The organism is Ruegeria sp. HKCCD6426, from assembly GCF_057221115.1.
Map to the genome: position 1 here is coordinate 581,029 of NZ_JBWVBF010000002.1, position 20,837 is coordinate 601,865.

Annotated in this window: 20 protein-coding genes; 13 read left to right on the plus strand and 7 right to left on the minus strand. The window is 57.6% G+C overall.

Annotated features, from left to right (window positions below; translation table 11 throughout):
• The first annotated feature begins 76 nt into the window (after positions 1-76).
• Both AC2TDA_RS07575 and AC2TDA_RS07580 read left to right on the plus strand, forming a co-directional pair.
• Complete coding sequence (locus AC2TDA_RS07575; protein WP_480877569.1) at positions 77-1,048, plus strand: FecR family protein; 972 nt, start codon at positions 77-79, stop codon at positions 1,046-1,048.
• A gap of 187 nt (positions 1,049-1,235) precedes the next feature.
• Entirely contained in the window at positions 1,236-3,461 is a 2,226-nt protein-coding gene (locus AC2TDA_RS07580) for a CHASE2 domain-containing protein (RefSeq protein ID WP_480878101.1), read from the plus strand.
• Between the two features lie 237 nt (positions 3,462-3,698).
• On the opposite strand, the gene hemC is transcribed toward AC2TDA_RS07580, so the two are convergent.
• Positions 3,699-4,658, minus strand: coding sequence for a hydroxymethylbilane synthase (gene hemC, locus AC2TDA_RS07585; protein WP_480877567.1), 960 nt, complete (start codon positions 4,656-4,658; stop codon positions 3,699-3,701).
• Between the two features lie 107 nt (positions 4,659-4,765).
• On the opposite strand from hemC, the gene hemE reads away from it, so the two are divergent.
• The gene (hemE, locus tag AC2TDA_RS07590) at positions 4,766-5,800 is read left to right on the plus strand and encodes a uroporphyrinogen decarboxylase (protein ID WP_480877565.1); all 1,035 of its coding nucleotides are present in this window, start codon (positions 4,766-4,768) and stop codon (positions 5,798-5,800) included.
• Positions 5,801-5,836: 36 nt separating this feature from the next.
• Here the strand turns inward: hemE and AC2TDA_RS07595 are convergent, their stop codons facing one another.
• A complete protein-coding gene (locus AC2TDA_RS07595) occupies positions 5,837-6,949 on the minus strand; it encodes a CaiB/BaiF CoA transferase family protein (protein WP_480877563.1) in 1,113 nt (370 codons plus the stop codon).
• 150 nt (positions 6,950-7,099) lie between these two features.
• Between AC2TDA_RS07595 and AC2TDA_RS07600 the strand changes: the two genes are divergently transcribed.
• The 7 genes from AC2TDA_RS07600 (at position 7,100) to uvrC (ending at position 14,402) form a co-directional block, all read left to right on the plus strand.
• Complete coding sequence (locus AC2TDA_RS07600; RefSeq protein WP_480845179.1) at positions 7,100-7,624, plus strand: SRPBCC family protein; 525 nt, start codon at positions 7,100-7,102, stop codon at positions 7,622-7,624.
• A gap of 91 nt (positions 7,625-7,715) precedes the next feature.
• A complete protein-coding gene (locus AC2TDA_RS07605) occupies positions 7,716-8,645 on the plus strand; it encodes an ABC transporter ATP-binding protein (RefSeq protein ID WP_480845180.1) in 930 nt (309 codons plus the stop codon).
• Entirely contained in the window at positions 8,642-9,403 is a 762-nt protein-coding gene (locus AC2TDA_RS07610) for an ABC transporter permease (protein ID WP_480877561.1), read from the plus strand. Before AC2TDA_RS07605 ends, AC2TDA_RS07610 begins: the two co-directional genes overlap by 4 nt.
• Before the next feature lie 104 nt (positions 9,404-9,507).
• Positions 9,508-10,305, plus strand: a complete 798-nt coding sequence (locus tag AC2TDA_RS07615; RefSeq protein ID WP_480877559.1) for a S49 family peptidase — start codon at positions 9,508-9,510, stop codon at positions 10,303-10,305.
• A gap of 168 nt (positions 10,306-10,473) precedes the next feature.
• Entirely contained in the window at positions 10,474-11,436 is a 963-nt protein-coding gene (locus AC2TDA_RS07620; RefSeq protein WP_480845183.1) for a calcium/sodium antiporter, read from the plus strand.
• Between the two features lie 21 nt (positions 11,437-11,457).
• Positions 11,458-12,237 carry an SDR family oxidoreductase gene (locus AC2TDA_RS07625; RefSeq protein WP_480845185.1) on the plus strand — a complete coding sequence of 260 codons (780 nt, stop codon included), beginning with the start codon at positions 11,458-11,460 and terminating at the stop codon, positions 12,235-12,237.
• Between the two features lie 290 nt (positions 12,238-12,527).
• The gene (gene uvrC / locus AC2TDA_RS07630; protein ID WP_480878099.1) at positions 12,528-14,402 is read left to right on the plus strand and encodes an excinuclease ABC subunit UvrC; all 1,875 of its coding nucleotides are present in this window, start codon (positions 12,528-12,530) and stop codon (positions 14,400-14,402) included.
• Here uvrC and AC2TDA_RS07635 read toward each other — a convergent pair.
• Complete coding sequence (locus tag AC2TDA_RS07635) at positions 14,399-15,283, minus strand: DMT family transporter (protein ID WP_480877557.1); 885 nt, start codon at positions 15,281-15,283, stop codon at positions 14,399-14,401. The genes uvrC and AC2TDA_RS07635 overlap by 4 nt on opposite strands.
• 191 nt (positions 15,284-15,474) lie before the next feature.
• Between AC2TDA_RS07635 and pgsA the strand changes: the two genes are divergently transcribed.
• From pgsA to AC2TDA_RS07650, 3 genes are read left to right on the plus strand one after another with little or no spacing between them, the layout of a single operon-like run.
• Positions 15,475-16,143 carry a CDP-diacylglycerol--glycerol-3-phosphate 3-phosphatidyltransferase gene (gene pgsA / locus AC2TDA_RS07640; protein ID WP_480845188.1) on the plus strand — a complete coding sequence of 223 codons (669 nt, stop codon included), beginning with the start codon at positions 15,475-15,477 and terminating at the stop codon, positions 16,141-16,143.
• Between the two features lie 3 nt (positions 16,144-16,146).
• On the plus strand, positions 16,147-16,392 hold the full coding sequence (gene moaD / locus AC2TDA_RS07645) for a molybdopterin converting factor subunit 1 (protein ID WP_480845189.1): 246 nt from the start codon (positions 16,147-16,149) through the stop codon (positions 16,390-16,392).
• A 4-nt stretch (positions 16,393-16,396) separates the two neighbouring features.
• The gene (locus AC2TDA_RS07650) at positions 16,397-16,840 is read left to right on the plus strand and encodes a molybdenum cofactor biosynthesis protein MoaE (RefSeq protein ID WP_480877555.1); all 444 of its coding nucleotides are present in this window, start codon (positions 16,397-16,399) and stop codon (positions 16,838-16,840) included.
• 47 nt (positions 16,841-16,887) lie between these two features.
• On the opposite strand, the gene AC2TDA_RS07655 is transcribed toward AC2TDA_RS07650, so the two are convergent.
• The 4 genes from AC2TDA_RS07655 to ubiA form a co-directional block, all read right to left on the minus strand.
• Complete coding sequence (locus AC2TDA_RS07655) at positions 16,888-17,418, minus strand: hypothetical protein (RefSeq protein ID WP_480877553.1); 531 nt, start codon at positions 17,416-17,418, stop codon at positions 16,888-16,890.
• 160 nt (positions 17,419-17,578) lie between these two features.
• A complete protein-coding gene (locus AC2TDA_RS07660; protein ID WP_480845194.1) occupies positions 17,579-17,899 on the minus strand; it encodes a hypothetical protein in 321 nt (106 codons plus the stop codon).
• Position 17,900: 1 nt separating this feature from the next.
• Positions 17,901-19,805: an OmpA family protein gene (locus AC2TDA_RS07665; RefSeq protein WP_480877551.1), complete on the minus strand. Its 1,905-nt coding sequence runs from the start codon at positions 19,803-19,805 to the stop codon at positions 17,901-17,903.
• 66 nt (positions 19,806-19,871) lie between these two features.
• Positions 19,872-20,834, minus strand: coding sequence for a 4-hydroxybenzoate octaprenyltransferase (ubiA, locus tag AC2TDA_RS07670; RefSeq protein WP_480877549.1), 963 nt, complete (start codon positions 20,832-20,834; stop codon positions 19,872-19,874).
• Positions 20,835-20,837: the final 3 nt, after the last annotated feature.

Genomic DNA, 20,837 nt, shown 5'->3' on the forward strand with positions numbered 1-20,837 from the left:
GGGCAAAGGGCGGTTGACGCCCTTCTGGGATCCTTTGGGGGAAAGGAACTTGGTTTTGGCCTGGTTACGAGTTTTTTTGATTTTTTGGGCCGTTCTGGCCCTTCCTGAAACGGCTTTAGCGACAATTGGTAAAGTTCTCAGCGTTAAGCAGGGCGCCGAACTGACCCGTGCTGGTAAAACGACGCGGGTGCGGGAAGGGATGGAGATCGTGTCGGGTGACACAATCTCCACCAACAGTTCTGGTGTCGTGCAACTGGTATTCTTAGATGAAACCAAGATAGCCGTCGGACCGAATGCGCGCATGGTCCTGGATGTAACGATGCTTCGCGGAAAACGCAGGGCCAAGAGCTTTGCTGTGCAGGCCCTGGGGGGGAGTTTCCGGTTCATTTCCGGCAGTAGCAGAAAACGTGCGTATTCCGTCAAAACACCAACTGCCACGATGGCAGTGCGTGGCACGATCTTTGATATGTGGATTGTCGCAGACAAGCAAAGTGCGTTGCTGGTGCTTGAAGGTACCGTACGCATGTGCGGCCAAGGTGGCTCGTGTCGTTCGGGCCGACGCCAATGCAGCATGTTTGCGACAAATGCCAGCGGAGGTGTCGGCCGTCCGGCTGACCAGCAGCAGTATTCCAAGGCATTGGAGACTGGATTCCCATTTATTCAGTCAGAACAGCAGCTTCTGCCTCAGTTCCAGGTGAATGCCGGAGGATGTGCCCGCGGAGCAGTATTTGTTCCGACAATCGCTCCTGAACAACCAGAGAGGCGTCAAGTGCGGGCTGCGAGGCCACAAGTCGCCGAAGTCACTGCCCCTCAGCCCACGGGCGAAACAGTCGAGGGCCGGGAACCAGAAGAAGAGCGCGAGGAAGAGCCGGAAAGAGAGCCAGAGAGAGAGCCGGAGGAAGAGCGCGAAGAAGAGCCGGAAGAAGAGGGCGAAGATAGGCCGGAGAGAGAGCCGGAAGAAGACTCGGAAAACGACGAGGTCCGGGACCCTGAAGGTGACGAGGACGGAGATCGCGGTGCGGAAGAATCTGATACCGAGCGAGAATGATGCGTCATGGAATGGGCGCTCGAGCCTATGAATGAAGCAATAGGCCGTAGGGGCCTGATGGAAGGGTTCGTGTTGCCGCGAGACACACCGGCGAGGATTGAACTGCTGAACGTCCAGGAATGCAGAGAGACCTCGCCATCTGAACATTCTCCATTCCCCGGACGCCAAGGAGGCTGATGTGGCGGGCATGACAAAAGACCGGTTTGCAAGACGGTTGGCTTTCCGCCTGGTTGGAGTCGGTCTGATTTTGCTTGGTTGCTTCGTGCGCGTCAGCGATCCATATCCCGTGCAGACGACCCGGATGATCTACTTCGACGTGCTCCAAAGAATTGCACCACGCGAATTTAACCCGGACTTGCCGGTGCGCGTCGTCGACATTGACGAACAAAGTCTGACCGCCTGGGGTCAGTGGCCGTGGCCTCGCAGCCGGTTAGGGCAAATGGTCGACAAGCTTGGTGACTACGGCGCTGCAGCCATCGCCTTTGACCTACTGTTTGCAGAGCCGGATCGCTATTCCCCTGCACGATTGTTGGAGGATCCCTCACTGGCCGACATGCTGCGTGTGCATGAGGATGCCGCGAATTTGGACAACGATGTGCTTTTTGGGGAAAGAATTGCCCACTGGCCAGTTGTTCTGGGGGTGGCGGCGCGACAGACAGCTGGCGGGCCTGCGATAACACCGAAGGTTGGGGTCGTTGAGATTGGCGAGCAGCCCGCGGCCGGGTTGGTTCGGGTTTCACATTGGACCACGCTGGCCCCTCCGTTGGGGGAAGATTCGGCGGGAATTGGTGGCGTCAACGTCTCACCGATCGGTGGGATGGGCGTGGTGCGGCGCGTGCCGGTGCTGTGGTCCGGCCCCGGAGGCGTGCTGCCGAGCCTGGGCGTTGAGGCCTTGCGTGTTGCCTTGGACGAGCCAGTCATCTTTGCCGAAGGTGCGCAGGACGAAGCTGGTATTATGTTGGGGGTGGCAATCGGTGATTTTCTGCTGCCTACGACCGAGAACGGTGAAATCTGGGTGCGCTACAGGCGGGACGATCCGGGCCTGTATCTGTCTGCCGACGACATTATGCGGCGCGGAGAAGATCCTGCTTTGCGGGCGGAAATAGAGGGACGGATCATACTCGTCGGAACAACGGCGGCGGGTCTGTTCGACATACGTGAAACCGCGCTGGGCGAGACTGTGCCCGGTGTTTCGATTCATGCACAGATCATCGAACAAATCATTCTTGGCGATATGCTCAGCCGATCTGACGTGACAGCCGCACTAGAGCTGCTGGCCTTTGTCATACTAGGGGTGGTGGTGACAGTGGTCATGTCCAGTTTCGGGGCTGTGGCTTCTTTCATTGCCGGTGGAGTTGCTGCTGCTGTCGTGATGGCTATCAGCTGGCTGGCGTTTCAAAACCAATCCGTTCTGTTCGACGCCACATTCCCGCTGATAGGGGGTATGGCGAATTTCGGGTTGCTGGCGGGATATCTGTTCATCTCAACCGAGCGGGAAAAGCGGGTGATCCGTCAGAAATTCTCGCATTATGTCGCGCCAGAAATACTGGACGAGATGGAGGCCTCGGGTCACAGCCTTCAGCTGGGCGGCGAATCGCAGGAGATCACGGTGATGTTCTCGGACATCCGGGGGTTCACACCACTGTCGGAATCAGTATCGCCGACGGATCTGGTAGCCTTGCTGAACGAGCTGTTTTCCGAGATCGGAGATCAGATACTGCTGGAGCGCGGCACAATCGACAAATTTATCGGTGATGCGGTCATGGCGTTCTGGAATGCGCCGGTGCCAGTCGACGATCACCCCTGGCGCGCCGCCCGGGCGGCGCTGCTGATGCGGCAGGCATTGGCAAAATTTAATACCTCGGACCAGATGCGGCAACGTCCGCCGATCGCTTTGGCAACGGGATGCGCCACCGGAACGGCCTGTGTCGGCAACATTGGTTCACGCAGCCGGTTCAACTATACGGTGATCGGAGATGTCGTGAATGTAGCAGCGCGAATCGAGCAGAATTGCCGTCATGTTGACTATGACATTCTGGTTTCGCGGTCAGTCCAACAGGTGGTTGGGTCGACACTGGCGTTGTTGGAGGCAGGGTTCGTCGACCTGAAAGGGCGGAGTGAACCAGAGCCCGTTTATGTTCTGGTAGGGGACCGGATGCTTGCTGAAAGTGCCGACTTCAGATCTCTACTGGCCGCGCATGGAAAGCTGATCGCAGCCATCCGAGACGGTGAACCGCGATCGGTCATTGAAGTGGCGTGTGCGGAATGTACCGCGCTGGCAGTGGGTCTGGAGCCGGGGCTTGAGAAATTCTATCTTGCGCTGCTTGGTCGGTCCGCTGATTTCCGGTCGGACAGTCGAACGGACCAAGTTATTTTCAGCCATAACAACGGTCGAAATACGGTGATCCGATGAATGTGGCGGGTTTGTTTTGATGCGAAAAAGGAAACGGATCGCTGCCAGACTATATGACAGCGACCCGCCTCGATTGGATATTTAGGATCAGTCTCGCCCCCTCGAGAACTATCTAAAACAAAACGGGCTAAAACATTCGATATTCGAGACTGACCGGATATCCTTCCGGAATAACCTCTTATTGCACAGCCTCATGGTGCCCGACAGTGAAGTAGTTCACATTACAGAAAAAAACTGTCATCCGCGCCAGTCGAAAAATCCTGGCCCAGCCTGTTTCAGCAATGTTTCGGCCATGGAACGCCCAAGTTTGGCAGCGTCCTCAACCGCGCCTGTAGCCGTTTCGCTGATTGCTTCGGATCCGTCCGGTCGCAGAACCTCTCCGCGCAGATAGAGCTGGCCGTCCCGCAGCTCCGCCAGCCCGGCAATAGGGGTTTCGCAAGATCCATCCAGACCAGCCAGCAGGCTGCGTTCGGCCGCAAGGCGATGTGACGTTTCGGAATGGTGAATAGCTTCGAGCATTGCAGCGGCGCGGTTGTCATCGCTGCGCCGCTCAATCCCGATTGTGCCCTGCGCGATGGCGGGCAACATGTCGTCTGGGGAAATCGCGGTCGCCGGAACGTCATCTCTTTGCAGGCGGCGTAGCCCGGCCATGGCGAGAAAAGTGCAATCTGCAACGCCATCGGCCAGCTTCTTCAATCGGGTCTGCACATTTCCCCGGAACTCGACCACGTTCAGGTCAGGGCGACGGTTCAGCAATTGCGCGCGCCGACGCAAAGACGACGTGCCCACTACTGCGCCTTGCGGCAGGTCGTGGATCGAACTCAGACTAGGTGAAATGAACGCGTCCCGCACATCTTCGCGCGGCAGGAATGTGTCCAGCACCAACCCTTCTGGTTGTTCGACCGGCATGTCCTTAGTCGAATGTACGGCGATGTCGATCTCACCGCCCAGCATGGCTTCTTCGATTTCTTTGGTGAACAGACCTTTGTTGCCGATCTCTTTCAGCGGACGATCCGCGTCGATCATGGCACGATTGTCGCCGGTCGTCTTGATCACGACGATCTCGAATGCCTCTTCGGGCAGGTCGAAGGCGTCGCTCAGCCGTTGACGGGTTTCATAGGCCTGAGCCAGCGCCAGTGGGGATCCACGTGTGCCGATTCTGAGAGGCGATGCGGGAGAGGGCAGAGTCAAAGTCATGGCCCTAGCTTTAGTCGCGTCACATTGCCCTGACAATGGGGGCAGAGCTTGACAAATTGACGCCGAAGGAAGACCCGTTGCGCCACATCTAAAGATCGGGGGCAGGAATGGCCGAGACAAAGAAAATTCTGCGGGCGCTGGCGGGCGAGGTTCAGGACGTTCCGCCAATCTGGATGATGCGTCAGGCAGGACGGTATTTGCCGGAATACCGCGCGACCCGCGCACAGGCCGGGGACTTTCTGTCGCTCTGCTATAATTCCGAATTGGCGGCTGAGGTCACTTTGCAGCCGATCCGGCGCTATGGCTTCGACGCAGCGATTCTGTTTGCGGACATTTTGCTGGTACCGCAGGCGCTGGGCGCGGATCTGTGGTTTGTCACTGGCGAGGGACCTCGCCTGTCGACCATTACGCAGCAATCGAATTTTGATGCCTTGAAGCCGGTTGAGGACATTCACGAGACCCTCTCGCCCGTCTATGAAACCGTGCGCATCCTGTCGCGCGAACTGCCATCCGAGACCACTCTGATCGGTTTTGCCGGTGCCCCGTGGACCGTGGCGACCTATATGATTGCAGGACGCGGCACGCCGGATCAGGGCCCGGCCCACGCGCTGCGCGAAGAAAACAACGCTTTGTTCGAGGCCTTGCTGGAGCGGATCACCGCAGCCACGATCGAATACCTTTCGGCGCAGATCGATGCCGGTGCCGAGGTCGTCAAGATTTTCGACAGCTGGGCCGGGTCGTTGAAAGGTGAAGCGTTCCGGAAATACGCTGTAGAACCCTGCCGAGTGATCACTCAGGCCATCAAGGCGCGGCATCCGGGTATCCCTGTGATCGGTTTCCCGCGCGAAGCGGGCGAGGGCTATATCGGTTTCGCCAAAGCCACCGGCGTAGACTGTGTTGCATTGGACAATTCGGTTTCGCCTGATTGGGCTGCTGCGCAGGTGCAGGTCGACGGCTGTGTCCAGGGCAATCTGGCCTCTTCGCATATGGTAACCGGTGGGCAGGCGTTGGTGGATGATACCCGGCACATTGTCGAGGCATTCTCGAAAGGCCCGCATATTTTCAATCTGGGTCACGGGATCACACCGGATGCCGATCCTGAAAATGTGCAGCTGATGATCGACACCGTGCGTGCGCGGTAACGGTTGCGGGAGGGGGCGACCCCTCTCGACCTCCGGTCAACTTGCCTTGGGATTTAAGTCCGCAGAAGGAATCTGGGCGAGCTCGCTCAGAATCTCTTGTGTGTGTTCACCTCGTGTTGGGCTGGGCTTGGGGTGCCAGGACGCAGTGGAGAATCTGGGTGCGCCGGCAGCCTGAAGTGTGCCGTGGGCCTCTTGCCAGGTCTGACGCCTGTTCATCCTGTGGTCTTTTGCCTGTGCGGGGCTGAGGACCGGGGCGACGCAGGCATCGGTACCTGAAAACAAAGCCGCCCAGTGATCGCGGGGTCTTTCGGCAAACAGATGCGTCAGGCGATTGATTAGCTCGGGCCAAAGCTGGCGGTCAAACTGGCGCTGAAACTGCGGGTCATCCGACAGTCCAAGCAGATCCAGGAATATAGCGTAAAACCTCGGCTCGAGGCACTGCACCGAGATATGCCCTCCATCCGCACAAGAATAGCAACGACTCCAGTGTGGGCCGTCCAGCAAGCTTTGGCCGCGGGTTTCCGAAAGGTTGCCGGTTTGGCTCAGACTCATGAGCAGGTTCATCATATGGGCCGAGCCGTCATAAATGGCCGCATCGACGACCGTACCTGTGCCGGTTGCCCGCGCATGGATCAGTGCGGCCAGAATGCCCGTCACCAGATACAACGCACCACCGCCGATATCGCCGACGAGTGTTGCAGGGGTCTGTGGGATTTGACCAGGGGGTGAGGCGTACCACAACGCTCCGGACAGCGCGATGTAGTTCAGGTCGTGGCCGGCCGTGTCGGAAAGTGGGCTGTCCTGCCCCCAACCCGTCATCCGGCCATAGACCAGTTTTGGGTTCAATCCATGGCAGGTCTCCGGCCCAAGGCCGAGTTTTTCCATTACGCCAGGCCGGAATCCTTCGATGAGGGCGTCCGCAGTGGAAATCAGGTTTAGAGCCGTGTTCAAATCCTGAGGGTCCTTCAGGTCCAGCGCGATTGATCGTTTGCCACGATCCAGCAGGGATTGTTCCGGCATGCCCGGAGTCACAGCACCGCCTTTGCGGTGAATGGTGATCACGTCTGCACCCAGATCCGCCAATAGCATCGCCGCAAAAGGGCCGGGGCCCAAACCTTCGATTTCGATAATCCGCATTCCGTCTAGCATAGCCCGGCCTCCCGCAGGGCAGAGTTTCGTCAGAACGGCCGGATTGCAAGAGATTGCTCGAAGGTGCGCGCGCAAATTGGTTGCCTGCGCCTAGTGTTAGGGGCTACGTCTGTGGTGATCTGCCACCGGGCTGCAAGAGGGGTTATTGCGATGCATTTGAGCGACACGAGGACTATTCAGGCCGCGCCTGCCGCTGTTTACGCGGCTCTGCTGGACCCCGAAGTTCTGAAAGCTTGCATATCCGGGGCACAGGAAGTGTCCGGTACCCCGGCAGACGGGTATGTGGCGACCGTGGTGCAAAAGGTCGGGCCCGTGAAAGCAACCTTCAAAGGCACCGTGACGATGTCCGATATGGTCGAGGCTGAGCAGCTGACAATCACCGGAGAAGGCAAGGGGGGCGCAGCCGGATTTGCCAAGGGCAGCGCCTCGGTGACTTTTGCGCCGGACGAAACGGGCGGTACGGCATTAACGTATGATGTTGATGCCAAGGTTGGTGGTAAGCTGGCACAGTTGGGCAGCCGTCTGATTGACGGGTTCGCCAAGAAGATGGCCGACCAGTTCTTTACCAATCTGCAAGAGCATCTGGAGGGGCCGCCTGAAGAGACGGACGAAGGCGAACCTGAAGATGAAGAGGCTAAAAAGGGATGGTTGGGGCGTCTGACAGGGCGCGACTAGGCCCTGCACAGACGCGCAGAGCGCTGTGCGAATTTGACCTGTTCTGCTGCGGTTCGGCGCGATAGGGTGCCCGCCAGAACCGAGGAGACGCATGACACCGATTTTGTCCATAAAGGATCTGCGCAAGTCCTACGCGGGCGGCTTTGAGGCGCTTAAAGGCGTGTCGTTGGATATCGAGCAGGGCGAGATACTGGCGCTGCTCGGCCCCAATGGCGCGGGCAAGACGACCCTGATCTCTACCGTTTGCGGGATCACTACGCCGACTGCGGGTTCGGTCACAGTGGGTGGCCATGATATTCAGACGGATTTTCGGGCTGCTCGCAAGATGATCGGCTTGGTGCCACAGGAAATTGCGCTGGAACCTTTCGAAAAGGTCTGGAACACGGTTCGGTTTTCGCGTGGTCTGTTCGGTCACGGCACGGACAACGCCCGGATCGAGGAAATCCTGCGTAAACTGTCCCTGTGGGACAAGCGCAAGAATGCCATCAGGGAATTGTCAGGGGGCATGAAGCGCCGCGTGCTGATCGCCAAGGCGCTGGCGCACGAGCCTCAGGTGCTGTTTCTGGACGAACCTACTGCAGGGGTGGATGTAGAGCTGCGCAAGGACATGTGGGACATGGTTGCCGAGTTGAAGGCCAGCGGCGTCACCATCATCCTGACCACGCATTACATCGAAGAGGCTGAAGCCATCGCCGACCGCGTCGGCGTAATCGACAAGGGCGAGTTGCTGCTGGTGCAGGACAAGGACACGCTGATGGCTCAGATGGGCAAGAAGCAGATCGAGGTGATGCTGACCGAACCGGTTTCAACCATCCCCGATTGCCTGAAGGCCCACAATCTGACCCTGAACGGTGACCGGGATGTGCTGGTCTACACTTACGACACCAATGCTGAACGTACCGGGATTACAACGCTGCTGAACGATGTCGCCCAGGCAGGGCTGGTACTGCGCGATGTTCAGACACGGCAGTCGAGCCTTGAAGAAATATTCGTCAATCTGGTGTCGGGAGAACCCGCATGAACTGGTCCGCCATTGCCGCCATCTACCGGTTCGAGATGCAGCGGTTCTTCCGTACGCTGGGGCAGAGCTTTCTGTCGCCGGTTCTTTCGACCTCGCTCTATTTCGTGGTGTTTGGCACCGCCATTGGCAGCCGCATCCAGGAGATCGAAGGCGTATCCTATGGTGCGTTCATTGTACCAGGACTGATCATGTTGTCGGTGGTGATGTTGTCGATTTCGAACGCGTCCTTCGGCATCTATTTCCCCAAGTTTCTGGGTACCATCTATGAACTGTTGTCAGCCCCGATCAATTTCATAGAAATTGTGATCGGCTATGTCGGGGCAGCAGCGACCAAAGCTTTGTTCGTTGGTCTTGTCATTTTGGTTACCGCCACCTTTTTTGTCGATTTGCGGATTGAACATCCCTTTGCCATGGCGGCATTTCTGATCCTGTCCTGTCTCAGTTTTTCGCTGCTGGGATTTATCATCGGCATCTGGGCCAGCAATTTCGAGCAGATGTCGCTGGTACCGCAACTTGTTGTGACACCTCTGATTTTTCTGGGCGGCACGTTCTATTCCGTCTCGATGCTGCCACCACTCTGGCAGACAATCACCTTGTTTAACCCGGTGGTTTATCTAATCTCGGGCTTCCGCTGGTCGTTTTACGGCATCGCAGATGTTCCGATTTTCTGGAGCCTTCTGGCGATCTTGGCATTCACCGGAATATGCCTTGCGGTCATCGGTTGGATCTTCAAAACCGGTTGGCGTATCCGCAGCTAAGGCGTTGCATTTTTGCCCATCGGGTGTGGGAAATTGGTTCACGTCGTGTTTATGGGCGCGCGTGTCCCTTGTTAACGGTCGTGGCGCCCTCTACATCGGCTTCCATGAAACTACGCCTGCCTTTCCTGAAAAAGCAGCCCGTTGTGGCCATTGTCCGTTTGTCCGGCGCCATCGGAATGGCCGGGCGCGCGTCGATGAACGACACGTCGCTGGCCCCGGTTCTGGAAAAAGCCTTTCGCAAAGGCAAACCCGTTGCCGTAGCGCTAGAAGTTAATTCGCCCGGCGGCTCACCTGTCCAAAGCTCTCTGATAGGGTCGCGCATTCGGCGCCTGGCGGAGGAACTGGAAATTCCCGTCATTGCCTTTGTCGAAGACGTGGCCGCATCCGGCGGCTATTGGCTGGCAGCTGCAGCCGACGAGATTTGGGCTGATGAAAGCTCGGTTCTGGGCTCGATCGGTGTGATTTCGTCCGGATTTGGCGCGCATGTCTTTCTGGCACGGCAAGGCATAGAGAGACGCGTTCACACGGCCGGGCAGTCGAAGTCCATGCTCGATCCGTTTGCGCCAGAAAAGAAAGAGGACGTCGCGCGCCTCCAGGTTTTGCTAGGCGATATCCACGAGAATTTCATTGCGCATGTCAAAACCCGAAGGGACGGCAAGCTGGACGCAGATGCTGATTTGTTCAATGGCGACGTCTGGCTGGCGCGACGCGCGAAAGAACTGGGGCTGATTGACGGCATCGCGCATCTGAAGCCCAAGATGCAGGAACGGTACGGCGACAAGGTCAAGTTCCGCCGCTATGGTTTGCGCAAACCAATCTGGTCACGTTTTGGGGCCGCACTGGCGCAGGACGCAGTCGCTGGGCTGGAGGAGCGCGCGGCATTTGCGCGTTTCGGGTTGTAAAGTGATCATCAAAGCCGTCACTCTTTTCCTGATTGCCATGGGTGTGTTGGCAATGTTCGGCAAGCTGCGCTTTCCGGGACAAAAGCGACTTAGCTCTGCCAAATGTCCAAAATGTGGACGTTTTCGGATCGGCAAAGGCCCCTGCCCATGTGAAAAGGGAGGCCGTGGATGACGGCGTGGCTGCTTTCCGGTCTCGGGCTGCTGATCCTGTTGCTGGCCGGCGATGCGCTGGTGCGCGGTGCGGTGAATCTCAGCCTGCGACTGGGCGTCCCGGCCCTGATTGTCAGCCTTACCATCGTGGCATTTGGCACCTCGGCACCTGAATTGCTGATCGCAATCAGCGCGATCAAGGAAAACGCTCCGGGCATTGCGCTGGGCAATGTTGTGGGGTCGAATACCGCCAACATTTTGTTGGTTCTTGGTGTGCCTGCCCTGTTGGCAACGCTGCACACCAGCGAGTGCAACAGCCGTAAGAACTATATCTTCATGCTGTTGGCTTCGGTGCTGTTCATTGGGCTGGCTTTCTGTGGCGTGTTCAACCTGCTCAGTGGTGCGATCTTGCTGGCCGGACTGGCTCTCATCCTGATTAATGCCTTCCGCGAAGCGCATGCCCACCGCAAGGCATGCGGCGAGGCGTGTGCTGATGACGATGATTTGGAGGCGCTGGAAGAAGCAGATCCTGACATGCCGTATTGGAAGGTGTCGATCTACCTGATCCTTGGGCTGATCGGTCTGCCTATGGGCGCGCACCTTCTGGTGGATAACGCCACGGTCATTGCCCGCACTTACGGGGTGAGCGAAACGGTGATCGGTTTGACACTGATTGCCGTTGGTACCTCGCTGCCCGAGTTGGCGACGACGGTTATGGCGGCTTTGCGCCGGCAAGCTGACGTTGCGCTGGGCAACGTGATCGGGTCGAACATGTTCAACCTGCTGGCCATCGTCGGAATTGCCACTCTGTTTGGGCGTATTCCCGTCGATCCCGAATTCCTGAGGTTCGACCTGTGGGTCATGTTGGGCGCGTCGCTGTTGCTGATCCCGTTTGTCTTCTTCAAACAGGACATTACGCGTATCTGGGGCATGATTTTGACCCTGTTATACGTTGCCTACGTCATTATCCTTCTGGCATGAATTGACTGAGGGAGGTGCTTAATGACCCGAGCTTTGGTAACCGGCGCCGGCAGACGCCTGGGTCGCGCGATGGCCTTGTATCTGGCCCGGCGCGGATACGACGTGGCCGTCCATTACGCAGCTTCCGAAGCCTCGGCGCTTGAGACTGTAGCAGAGGTTCAGGCTTTGGGCAGAGCGTCGGTCGCGCTGCAGGCAGATCTTCTGGATGAAACGCAGGTCGCCTCGCTTTTGCCCCGCGCGGCCGAGGCTCTGGGCGGGCCGATCACCTGTCTTGTGAACAACGCCTCGATCTTCGAATACGACAATATTCATACCGCCACGCGCCAAAGCTGGGATCGGCACCTCGACAGCAACCTGCGGGCGCCATTCGTTCTGACGCAGGCTATGGCGGATCAGGGTCTTGCCGCAGAAATGGACGAGGCAGGTGAACCGGTCGCGACCGGTCTGATCGTCAATATGGTGGACATGCGGGTGCGCAAACTCACGCCCGAGTTTATGTCCTACACCATAGCAAAAATGGGGCTGTGGACGCTGACCCGCACTGCGGCTCAGGCGCTTACACCGGCCATCCGGGTCAATGCAATTGGGCCGGGTCCCACCTTGCAGGGGCATCGCCAAAGCGACAGCCACTTCAAAGCGCAGCGCAAGAACACCGTACTAGAGCGCGGGGCGAATCCGTCCGATATCACAGCTGCGCTGGGCTATTTTCTGGATGCACACGCTGTCACCGGTCAGCTCTTGTGCGTGGACGGTGGTCAACATTTGGGCTGGCAAACGCCGGATGTTCTGGGCGTAGAATAGACATAATCGTCACAAGTTTTGCACCGCTCTCATTCCTGTTACCGGCGCGTTACAAAATTGTCTTGTTTTTCATACACTTGTTTCACGATGAAAAAAATACAATGAAAAAACAATACCTTAGTGTAGCGCCTAATTTTTGTGCAAATCAAAGAATAGGCAATGATTCAAGGGAAAATCGTATTGCCCCAAAACTTATCTGCATAGTTATCCACAGAAACCGTGGATTTGTTTTCTCTTGATCTGAAGCCCACAAGATTGCAGCCATGGTCAGAGAATCATATCTCAGGCACATGACTGCTCACAGCGAATCGACTTCGGAAACCCAACCTACCGGTTATGCATGCATTCAGCGTTTCGTGAAAACGCTGGACAGCTCACCCGGTGTGTACCGGATGCTCGATCACGATAGCCGGGTTCTGTATGTGGGTAAGGCGCGAAACCTAAAGGCACGGGTGTCGAATTATGCGCGGCCGGGTCATTCCGGGCGGATCGAGAGGATGATCGCCGCGACCGCCTCGATGATGTTCCTGACGACACGCACCGAGACCGAGGCACTGCTGCTGGAGCAAAACCTGATCAAGCAGCTGAAGCCGAAATACAATGTGCTGCTTCGGGATGACAAAAGCTTTCCCAATATTCTGGTCGCCAAGGATCACGCCTTTCCGCAGATCAAAAAACACCGCGGGGCGAAAAAGGAAAAGGGCGCCTATTTCGGCCCGTTCGCCAGTGCGGGTGCGGTAAACCGGACGCTGAACCAGCTGCAAAAGGCGTTCCTGCTGCGCAATTGTTCGGATTCCATGTTCGATAGCCGAACGCGGCCTTGTCTGCTTTATCAAATCAAACGGTGTTCAGGCCCATGCGTCGGTTTGATCTCGGAAGCTGATTACCGCGAAAGCGTCAAGGATGCAGAACGGTTCCTGTCGGGCCGATCGACCAAGGTGCAGGAGGAGTTGGCCGAACAGATGATGGCCGCATCCGAAGCGATGGAATTCGAACGCGCTGCCGGTCTGCGCGACCGTATCCGGGCACTGACGCAGGTACAGACATCTCAGGGCATCAACCCGCGCGGCGTGGCCGAGGCAGACGTGATCGGCCTGTACATGGACAGCGGTCAAGCCTGTGTGCAGGTGTTCTTCATCCGCGCCAACCAGAACTGGGGCAACAAGGATTTCTATCCGCGCGTAGGGCCAGATGTCTCTGAGGCTGAGGTCATGGAAGCGTTTCTGGGCCAGTTCTACGACAATAAGGAACCGCCCCGTCAGCTCATCCTGTCAGACGCAATCGAAAATGCCGATCTGATGCAGGAGGCGCTGTCCGAAAAGGCCGGGCGAAAGGTTGAAATCCTTGTGCCACAACGTGGAGAGAAGCAGGAATTGATCGCGGGCGCATTACGCAATGCGCGTGAGTCTCTGGCCCGCCGCATGTCAGAAAGCGCCACGCAAGCCAAGCTGTTGCGCGGGGTGGCAGAAGCGTTTGAACTGGACAATCCGCCCAATCGTATCGAGGTCTATGACAACTCGCACATTCAGGGCACCAATGCAGTCGGGGGGATGATTGTTGCCGGGCCTGAGGGGTTCATGAAAAACGCCTACCGTAAATTCAACATCCGCGGCGACGATCTGACCCCTGGCGATGACTTCGGCATGATGAAAGAGGTCCTGACCCGGCGCTTCACGCGCCTGCAAAAGGAAGATCCGGACCGTGACAAAGGAATATGGCCCGATCTGTTGCTTATCGATGGTGGTGCCGGGCAGGTAAGCGCCGTGCACGAAATCATGCAGGCGCACGGGGTCGAGGACATCCCGATGGTCGGTGTCGCCAAGGGCGTGGATCGTGATCATGGGAAGGAAGAGTTCCACCGGATCGGTCTGCGCCCCTTTGCATTGAAGCGCAACGACCCCGTTCTGTATTTCATCCAGCGACTTCGCGATGAGGCACACCGGTTTGCTATCGGTACCCACCGCGCCAAACGGGCCAAAGCTGTCGGTGCGACGCCTCTGGACGAAATCCCCGGTGTAGGTGCGGCCCGCAAACGCGCCTTGTTGGCCCATTTCGGCAGCGCCAAGGCGGTTAGCCGGGCCAATTTGGCGGACCTGAAAGCGGTTGATGGGATCTCAGCCGGGCTGGCGCAGAAGGTTTATGATTTCTTCCACGACAAAGGTTAGCTTTGCCGTCCGCGCCAAAGAATATAGAGCCCGGAGGCTACAATCAGCGCGCTGCCGGTCCACATCGTCTGATCCAGGCTCTCTCCAAAAAAGAAAACGCCCAAACCGATTCCAAACAGCAGCCGGGAATAGCGAAATGGGGTTACGGCTGAAACTTCGCCGGTTCGCATGGCTTTCATAAGTGACGCATAAGCGATTGTGCCAAGGAAAACCGCGCCGGACATGTGAAGGCTCGTGTGGACCGACAGCGATGCCATCGGGGCGCCTTCCCAGAACCGGTAAGCGAACCCGGCGACGACAATTGAGAGGAAACCATAAAACCCCAGCACCTCGGTTCCGAGAGTGGCGGGGGCAGCTCGGCTGGCCAGATCGCGCCCGGCAAAGCCGAGCATCCCCAGCACCGCGAGAACCGAAAGTATTGAAAAGCTGTCTCCGGTGGGTTGAATGATGACTATGACACCGATCATTCCCACAAAGATTGCGCCCCATCTTCGCCAACCGACGGTTTCGCCAAAAAACAACGCGGCCCCTGCGACGACGACAAGCGGTGTGGCCTGCAGAATCACCGTGGCCGAAGATAAGGGTGTCAGCGCGATGGCCAGTACATAGAACAATCGCCCCAATACCTCGAACAGCACACGGATTTTCATCGGACGGGACAGCACGTCGGGCTGCAGTAGTGGAGTGCCGCGCAGGCCTGCCACGCAAGCAAAGACTGCCGCGCCACCTGCCCCGAAGAGAACCAGAACTTGCCAGATCGGCAGAGCGACCGATGCAGCCTTGAGCAACGCATCTTCCAGCGCGAACCCGGCCATTGCGGCGATCATCCAGGCGCTTCCGATCAGGTTTGATCGCGGGTCGGTTTGAATATTTACAGTCATTCTTGTCGCGTGCACCCCCTGGCTCGTACGTCGGGCAATCTGACTGCAATCCAGCCGCGCGCCAAGTTGTATCCTGATGAGAGTTCCCGGTTGCGACGGTTTGACCTGAACCGCGCCAAACGCCTGTGATTGGTCCAGTTTTTTTTCACCCTGCCTTTTCTGTCCCGAAGCAGCGATGTACTGTCCGATCCATGAAATGGAACTTGCCAAACATCCTGACGGTCCTTCGTCTGCTCGCCGCTCCCGGTCTAGCGGTAATGTTTTTGTACTTCACCCGTCCGTATGCCGATTGGTTCGCGCTGATCCTGTTCTTGTCGGCAGCGATCACCGACTGGTTTGACGGTTACCTGGCCAGGGCATGGAAGCAGGAGACCAAGATGGGGGCGATGCTGGACCCGATCGCCGACAAGGCAATGGTCGTGGTCGCGTTGATGATCCTAGTGGGGTACTCGACCGAACACTGGACGCCATGGTTGGTGTTGCCCGCGACCGTGATCCTGTTCCGAGAAGTTTTTGTCTCGGGCCTGCGTGAATATCTGGGCGATGTTGCCGGAACGCTGAAGGTGACGAAACTGGCCAAGTGGAAGACCACGGCACAAATGATCGCCATTGCGGTTTTATTCTCGCAGGGGATCTTCGAGCATTACTTTGTCATGGCCACTTTTGGAATGGATTCCACAACAATTGATCAGGTCCTGACCGGGCAGCTCGAAGACCTGAATGGTGTGCGCCGAAACCTTGAGGCCATGTTCTGGTCGGGCCGGATCGGGTTGTGGCTGCTTTGGGTTGCGGCGGCACTGACATTGATCACTGGCTATGACTACTTACGTAAAGCCATGCCCCACCTGAAGGAGAGCTAAGGGATGGATGTGCTATATTTCGCCTGGGTGCGCGAACGGATTGGTTTGCCCAAGGAAAAGGTCGAGACCAATGCCGCAACAGTATCTGATCTGGTTGCGGAACTGAGCGCGCGCGAAGACCGCTATGCTGCTGCATTCTCTGATCTGTCCGCTTTGCGCGTTGCGCTGGATCAGGAGCTTTCGGATTTTGACGCGCCCTTGTCCGGTGTTCGGGAAGTCGCGTTTTTCCCGCCTATGACCGGAGGCTGACGCAATGCGGATCGCAGTTCAGGAAGAGGCGTTTGATCTGGGGACCGAGGCGAACGCCTTTGCCGCAGGTGACGCAGTGAACGGGGCGGTCGTCACCTTTACCGGTGTTGTACGCGATCTGGCCACCGGTGATTTGGATGTAATGGAGATCGAACACTATCCGGGCATGACCGAGCGGGCGCTGACCAAGATCGCACAAGAAGCCATGGATCGCTGGTCTTTGGGTGATGTGCTGGTCATCCACCGGTACGGGCGTCTGGCGCCTGGTGACCGGATCATGATGGTCGCCACGGCATCACGGCACCGCAAGAACGCGTTCGAGGCGGCGGAGTTTTTGATGGATTACCTCAAATCCCGTGCGCCGTTCTGGAAGAAAGAAATTACCAAATCCGGCGCCGAGTGGGTCGCTGCAAAGGATGAGGACGAGGACGCTCTGACCCGCTGGTAGGTTTGCACCGGCACCCGCTGGGCAGGTACCGGATTCGTTGGTTCAGCTTAGCTGGACTGTTCGGTGTTACACTGTCGTGCCGCTTTGATAGCCTTCAGAGTGCCATCCAGGCTGACGGTGAAAGCAAACTCTTTTTCCGGAAACACAGTCATTTCGTGTTTATGCATGACGTCGTCGACAAACTGTGCGTTGTTCGCCAGAATGTACCCACCCGTATAGCCTTCGGCGAGATGCTTGGTTTTCTTGTGCGCCTCAGCCTCGTACACGTTGCCGTCGAGCGACAGGAAGATCTTTTCCTTTTTGCCTTTCAGCCCGATGTCGTTTTTTGTGAAAACGCCAAGATACCCCATTTCATGGTCCTTGGTCAGACCCATCTGCACGACGTTCTGGTTTTCATCCATACGTTCGATCAGGCAGGATCCGCGGTTATCATCCACAAAGATGGTCCAGCCCGATTCATCGCCCCAGTTCGAAAATGTGTCGTTCTCCGATGGGATCACGTCACTGCCAGCCAAAGCTGAGGTTGCAGAAAAAACGCTGAGGATTAAGGCGGTCTTAAAAGTTGTTTGGAAATTCATTATACACTCCAATTTTCTGGATCGTGGACATTGAATTGTGCAGGCAAATTTGCACTAATTCATGGTATTGAATTTGTTTGAAGGGTTGAAGACGGCAGAAATCAACCGGCTAAAACACGCCGATTGACTTCGTCACTCTGAAGATAAGTGAGACCGCAGTTTAATCCGCGTTGTTGATCCGTCCGCGCAGTTCTTCAGCCTCTTGTCGTGCGGCGCGTAAGCCTTCCATGGCGGCGGCCAGTTCGGCCTCGGCCTGCGTCAGTTGATTTGTCAGTTCCGCCTCGCGTTGTTGCAGATAGGTGATTGCCTGATCGCGGGTTTCTTCGGCCTCGTGCAGTTCCTGGCTCATCCGGTCCAAATCGGCCACGTCGCTTTGGCGCACACGGGACAGGCGATGTGCCAGCCAGTTGGCGAACCAGCCCATGCAGAAGGCTGCGAACAGGATAATGGCAGTTGCGATGACGAATTCTGTTCTGTTCAACTTACTGGTCCTCTGCGTCCGCGTCTGAGGTGGCGGTATCCGAATTACCTGATGTCGCTTCCATCGCCTCCAACCCGGTTTCGGAGTTAGATACCGGCTCCGGTCGGATCAGACGAAATTCGATCCGGCGGTTTTCCTCACGGCCTTCTTCGGTGTCATTGTCGGCAATGGGTTGTGTCTCGCCATAACCGACGGCGGTATAGCTGGAGGTCGGAATGCGACGTCCACGCAACTCGTTCAGGATGGATTGCGCCCGAGCCTGGCTAAGCTGCTGGTTCATCTCTTCACGCCCCTGACTGTCCGTATGGCCCTGAATCTCCAGCCGGATAGGTCCGCATTCGCGCAAAATGTCCGCGATCTGATTGACGGAATCGCGAGAGTCTCCTGCAATCGTCGCCGAACCCGGCTCAAACGCGATTTTTTTGCCCGATTGAACTTCGGCGATCCGTGCCTCACAAATCTCGGGATCGGGCAGGGCGTCTTCGGGTTCAGGCGGCTTCTGGTAGGTGATCGAGAGCGTGAAATCCTGCGCATCGCCCAGCTTTTCGGACAGCTGGCCTGCAATCCGCGCCTTCGTGTCTTCCTCGTGGCTGACCCCGGACAGTTCCACCGAGTCTGGTGTAACAGTCAGTGCGCCGTGATGGAGAAATGACAGGGCTTCGAGACCGGCCAAAACGCGGACCGGCCAATCTGACGGCAGGTCCGGTGCGATCCGGGTAGCAGTGTGTACCTGCCCGGATCCAAAGGCAGCGCGTGCGAAACTGTCGGTCATATCGCGCAGGGTTTCATCGCCTACCCGGCCTCGCAGTTGTACAAGGCCTTCAGGGCTGCGTGTCGCGGAAAACTCGACTGGTCCTGACTGTGCCTCGGTTTCCGGCTCGGGCAGGACGGCGTGCAGGGCAAAGACCTCGGGCAGCGCGGTTTCCAGTTCGCCCACAACCCGGTCGAACAATACAGGACTTGTGTTCTGCGCGGCGACCAGCGTGATATCGGCATCCGTCAGTGTCACACTTCCTTGCCCGATCTCGGCCAGCGCGCTGATGCTGAGTTCGGCCGCTTTCGCCCAGTTTGGTGATGGCACGCCCAAGCCGATTGTGCAGGAATAGGGACCAGTCAGCCCCGCGTTCTGCGCGGCGGCAACAATGATGTCCCGGGCCTCTTCATCCTCTGCGGAACAGGCGTCGAACTGGCCGCCCTGATCGTCAATCAGATAGCGCAGCGTAAATGGCGTAATCACCGGTCGCGGAGCCGAAATCGCAAGGCCGATACGCAGCGTAGGCGGCGCTGCGCGGGTCAGAGCCTGCTCCAGTTGCTCTTTTTCCTGCTGACTGTCGGCGATTGCCGTAATTCGAACTAGTCCGGGACTTGCAGAGATTTTGGCGCGCGGCAGTTTTGACAACGATTCGACAGCATAGGCGATGGCTTCATCCCATCCCTTTGGCTTTGGGTAATCCGCACTTTCCATCAGGTCCGAAACCGATGTGCTCGGGTCCAGATCCTGCAGGCTGTCCATCAGCGCTTTGCGATCTTCGCTTGCGGGGACCAACCCGATAACGGAAATGCCACTGTCATTGCGCAGAATCTCGGCCGAGAATTTGGGCGGGGTCAAGTTCGCGGTTGGGGCCACGTCCATGTCGTCAATAACCCGAGAGGTTTCGACTTCGGTGCCCGCGGCCGTAAGTGCATTGAATCGCGTTGCTTCGTTCGGCGCGGTGCCGGTCAGCACGACCCGCAACCCGTCAGACTGAACTTCGGCCCAGTCATGGCCATTCAGATTTAGTGCCCGGCGAACTGCCAATTCCGATGCCTCTTCAATCTTTGTAACCGCAAGCCCGGCACCGACCAGAGACAGTACGGCAGACACCACAAAAATCAGGGTAACGGCGATGAGATACGGCAGACGCATGGGTGAGCTTGGGACTCCTCTGGCGATTGGCCCCGGACTCATAGCGGGCACGCGGGGAAGGTGCAATCAGAGCAGCAGCGCGACGCAGAAGAAGATCAGCGGAATAAGGCCGGTGTCTCGGTTGGCGCGGAAAAGCTGAAGCAGCTTGGCATTGTCTTCAGTGTCCAGACCCCTCAGTTGCCATGCCATGTGCCAGCCCATGGCCCAGGGTCCGGCCAGCGCAACGACAAGTGCCAGAATGGATGCTTGTGGAAGGGCTGCGTCTATTATGGCCAGCCCCATCAGGCAAACCGTGGCGACCAGAAAATACTTGAGCCACCGAGCGGTATCCGTTCCGAATAGGCGGGCAGTAGACTTAATGCCGATCAGTTCGTCGTCCTCTGCATCTTGATGGGCATAGATGGTGTCATAGAACAGCGTCCAGGCAATACCCGACAGGTACAGGGTGACGGCAGGCCAGCCGACCGTGCCGCTATGGGCAGTCCAGGCCAACAATGCGCCCCAGTTGAATGCCAGACCCAGAAAGACCTGCGGCCACCAGGTGAATCGTTTTGCAAAGGGATAAATCGTCACAAGCAGCAGCGATAGCACCCCCATTGCGACGGCTGCCCGATTGAAGGTCAGCAAAATCCCAAACGCCAGCAAGCTTTGCAGCACCATCCAGATCACGGCTTGTCGCACGCTGACCTGACCAGACGGAATCGGGCGGGACCGGGTACGCTCGACTTGTGCGTCGAATTTGCGGTCGGTGATGTCATTCCACGTGCACCCCGCCCCTCGCATCAAAAAGGCGCCGATCGCGCACCCTACAGCAATCCACAGATCCCCCCAGCGCGCGTTTCCACCGCTGATGATAGCCAGCGCCAAACCCCACCAGCAGGGGATCAGCAACAGCCAAGTGCCAATCGGTCGATCTGCACGCGACAGTCGCAGATACGGACGGGTAAATGCTGGCGCGTGTGTATCGACCCAGTTGCCGGTGACAGAATCGGCGACCTGACCGTCTGGTGTTGGGGCATTGCCTTGCATATG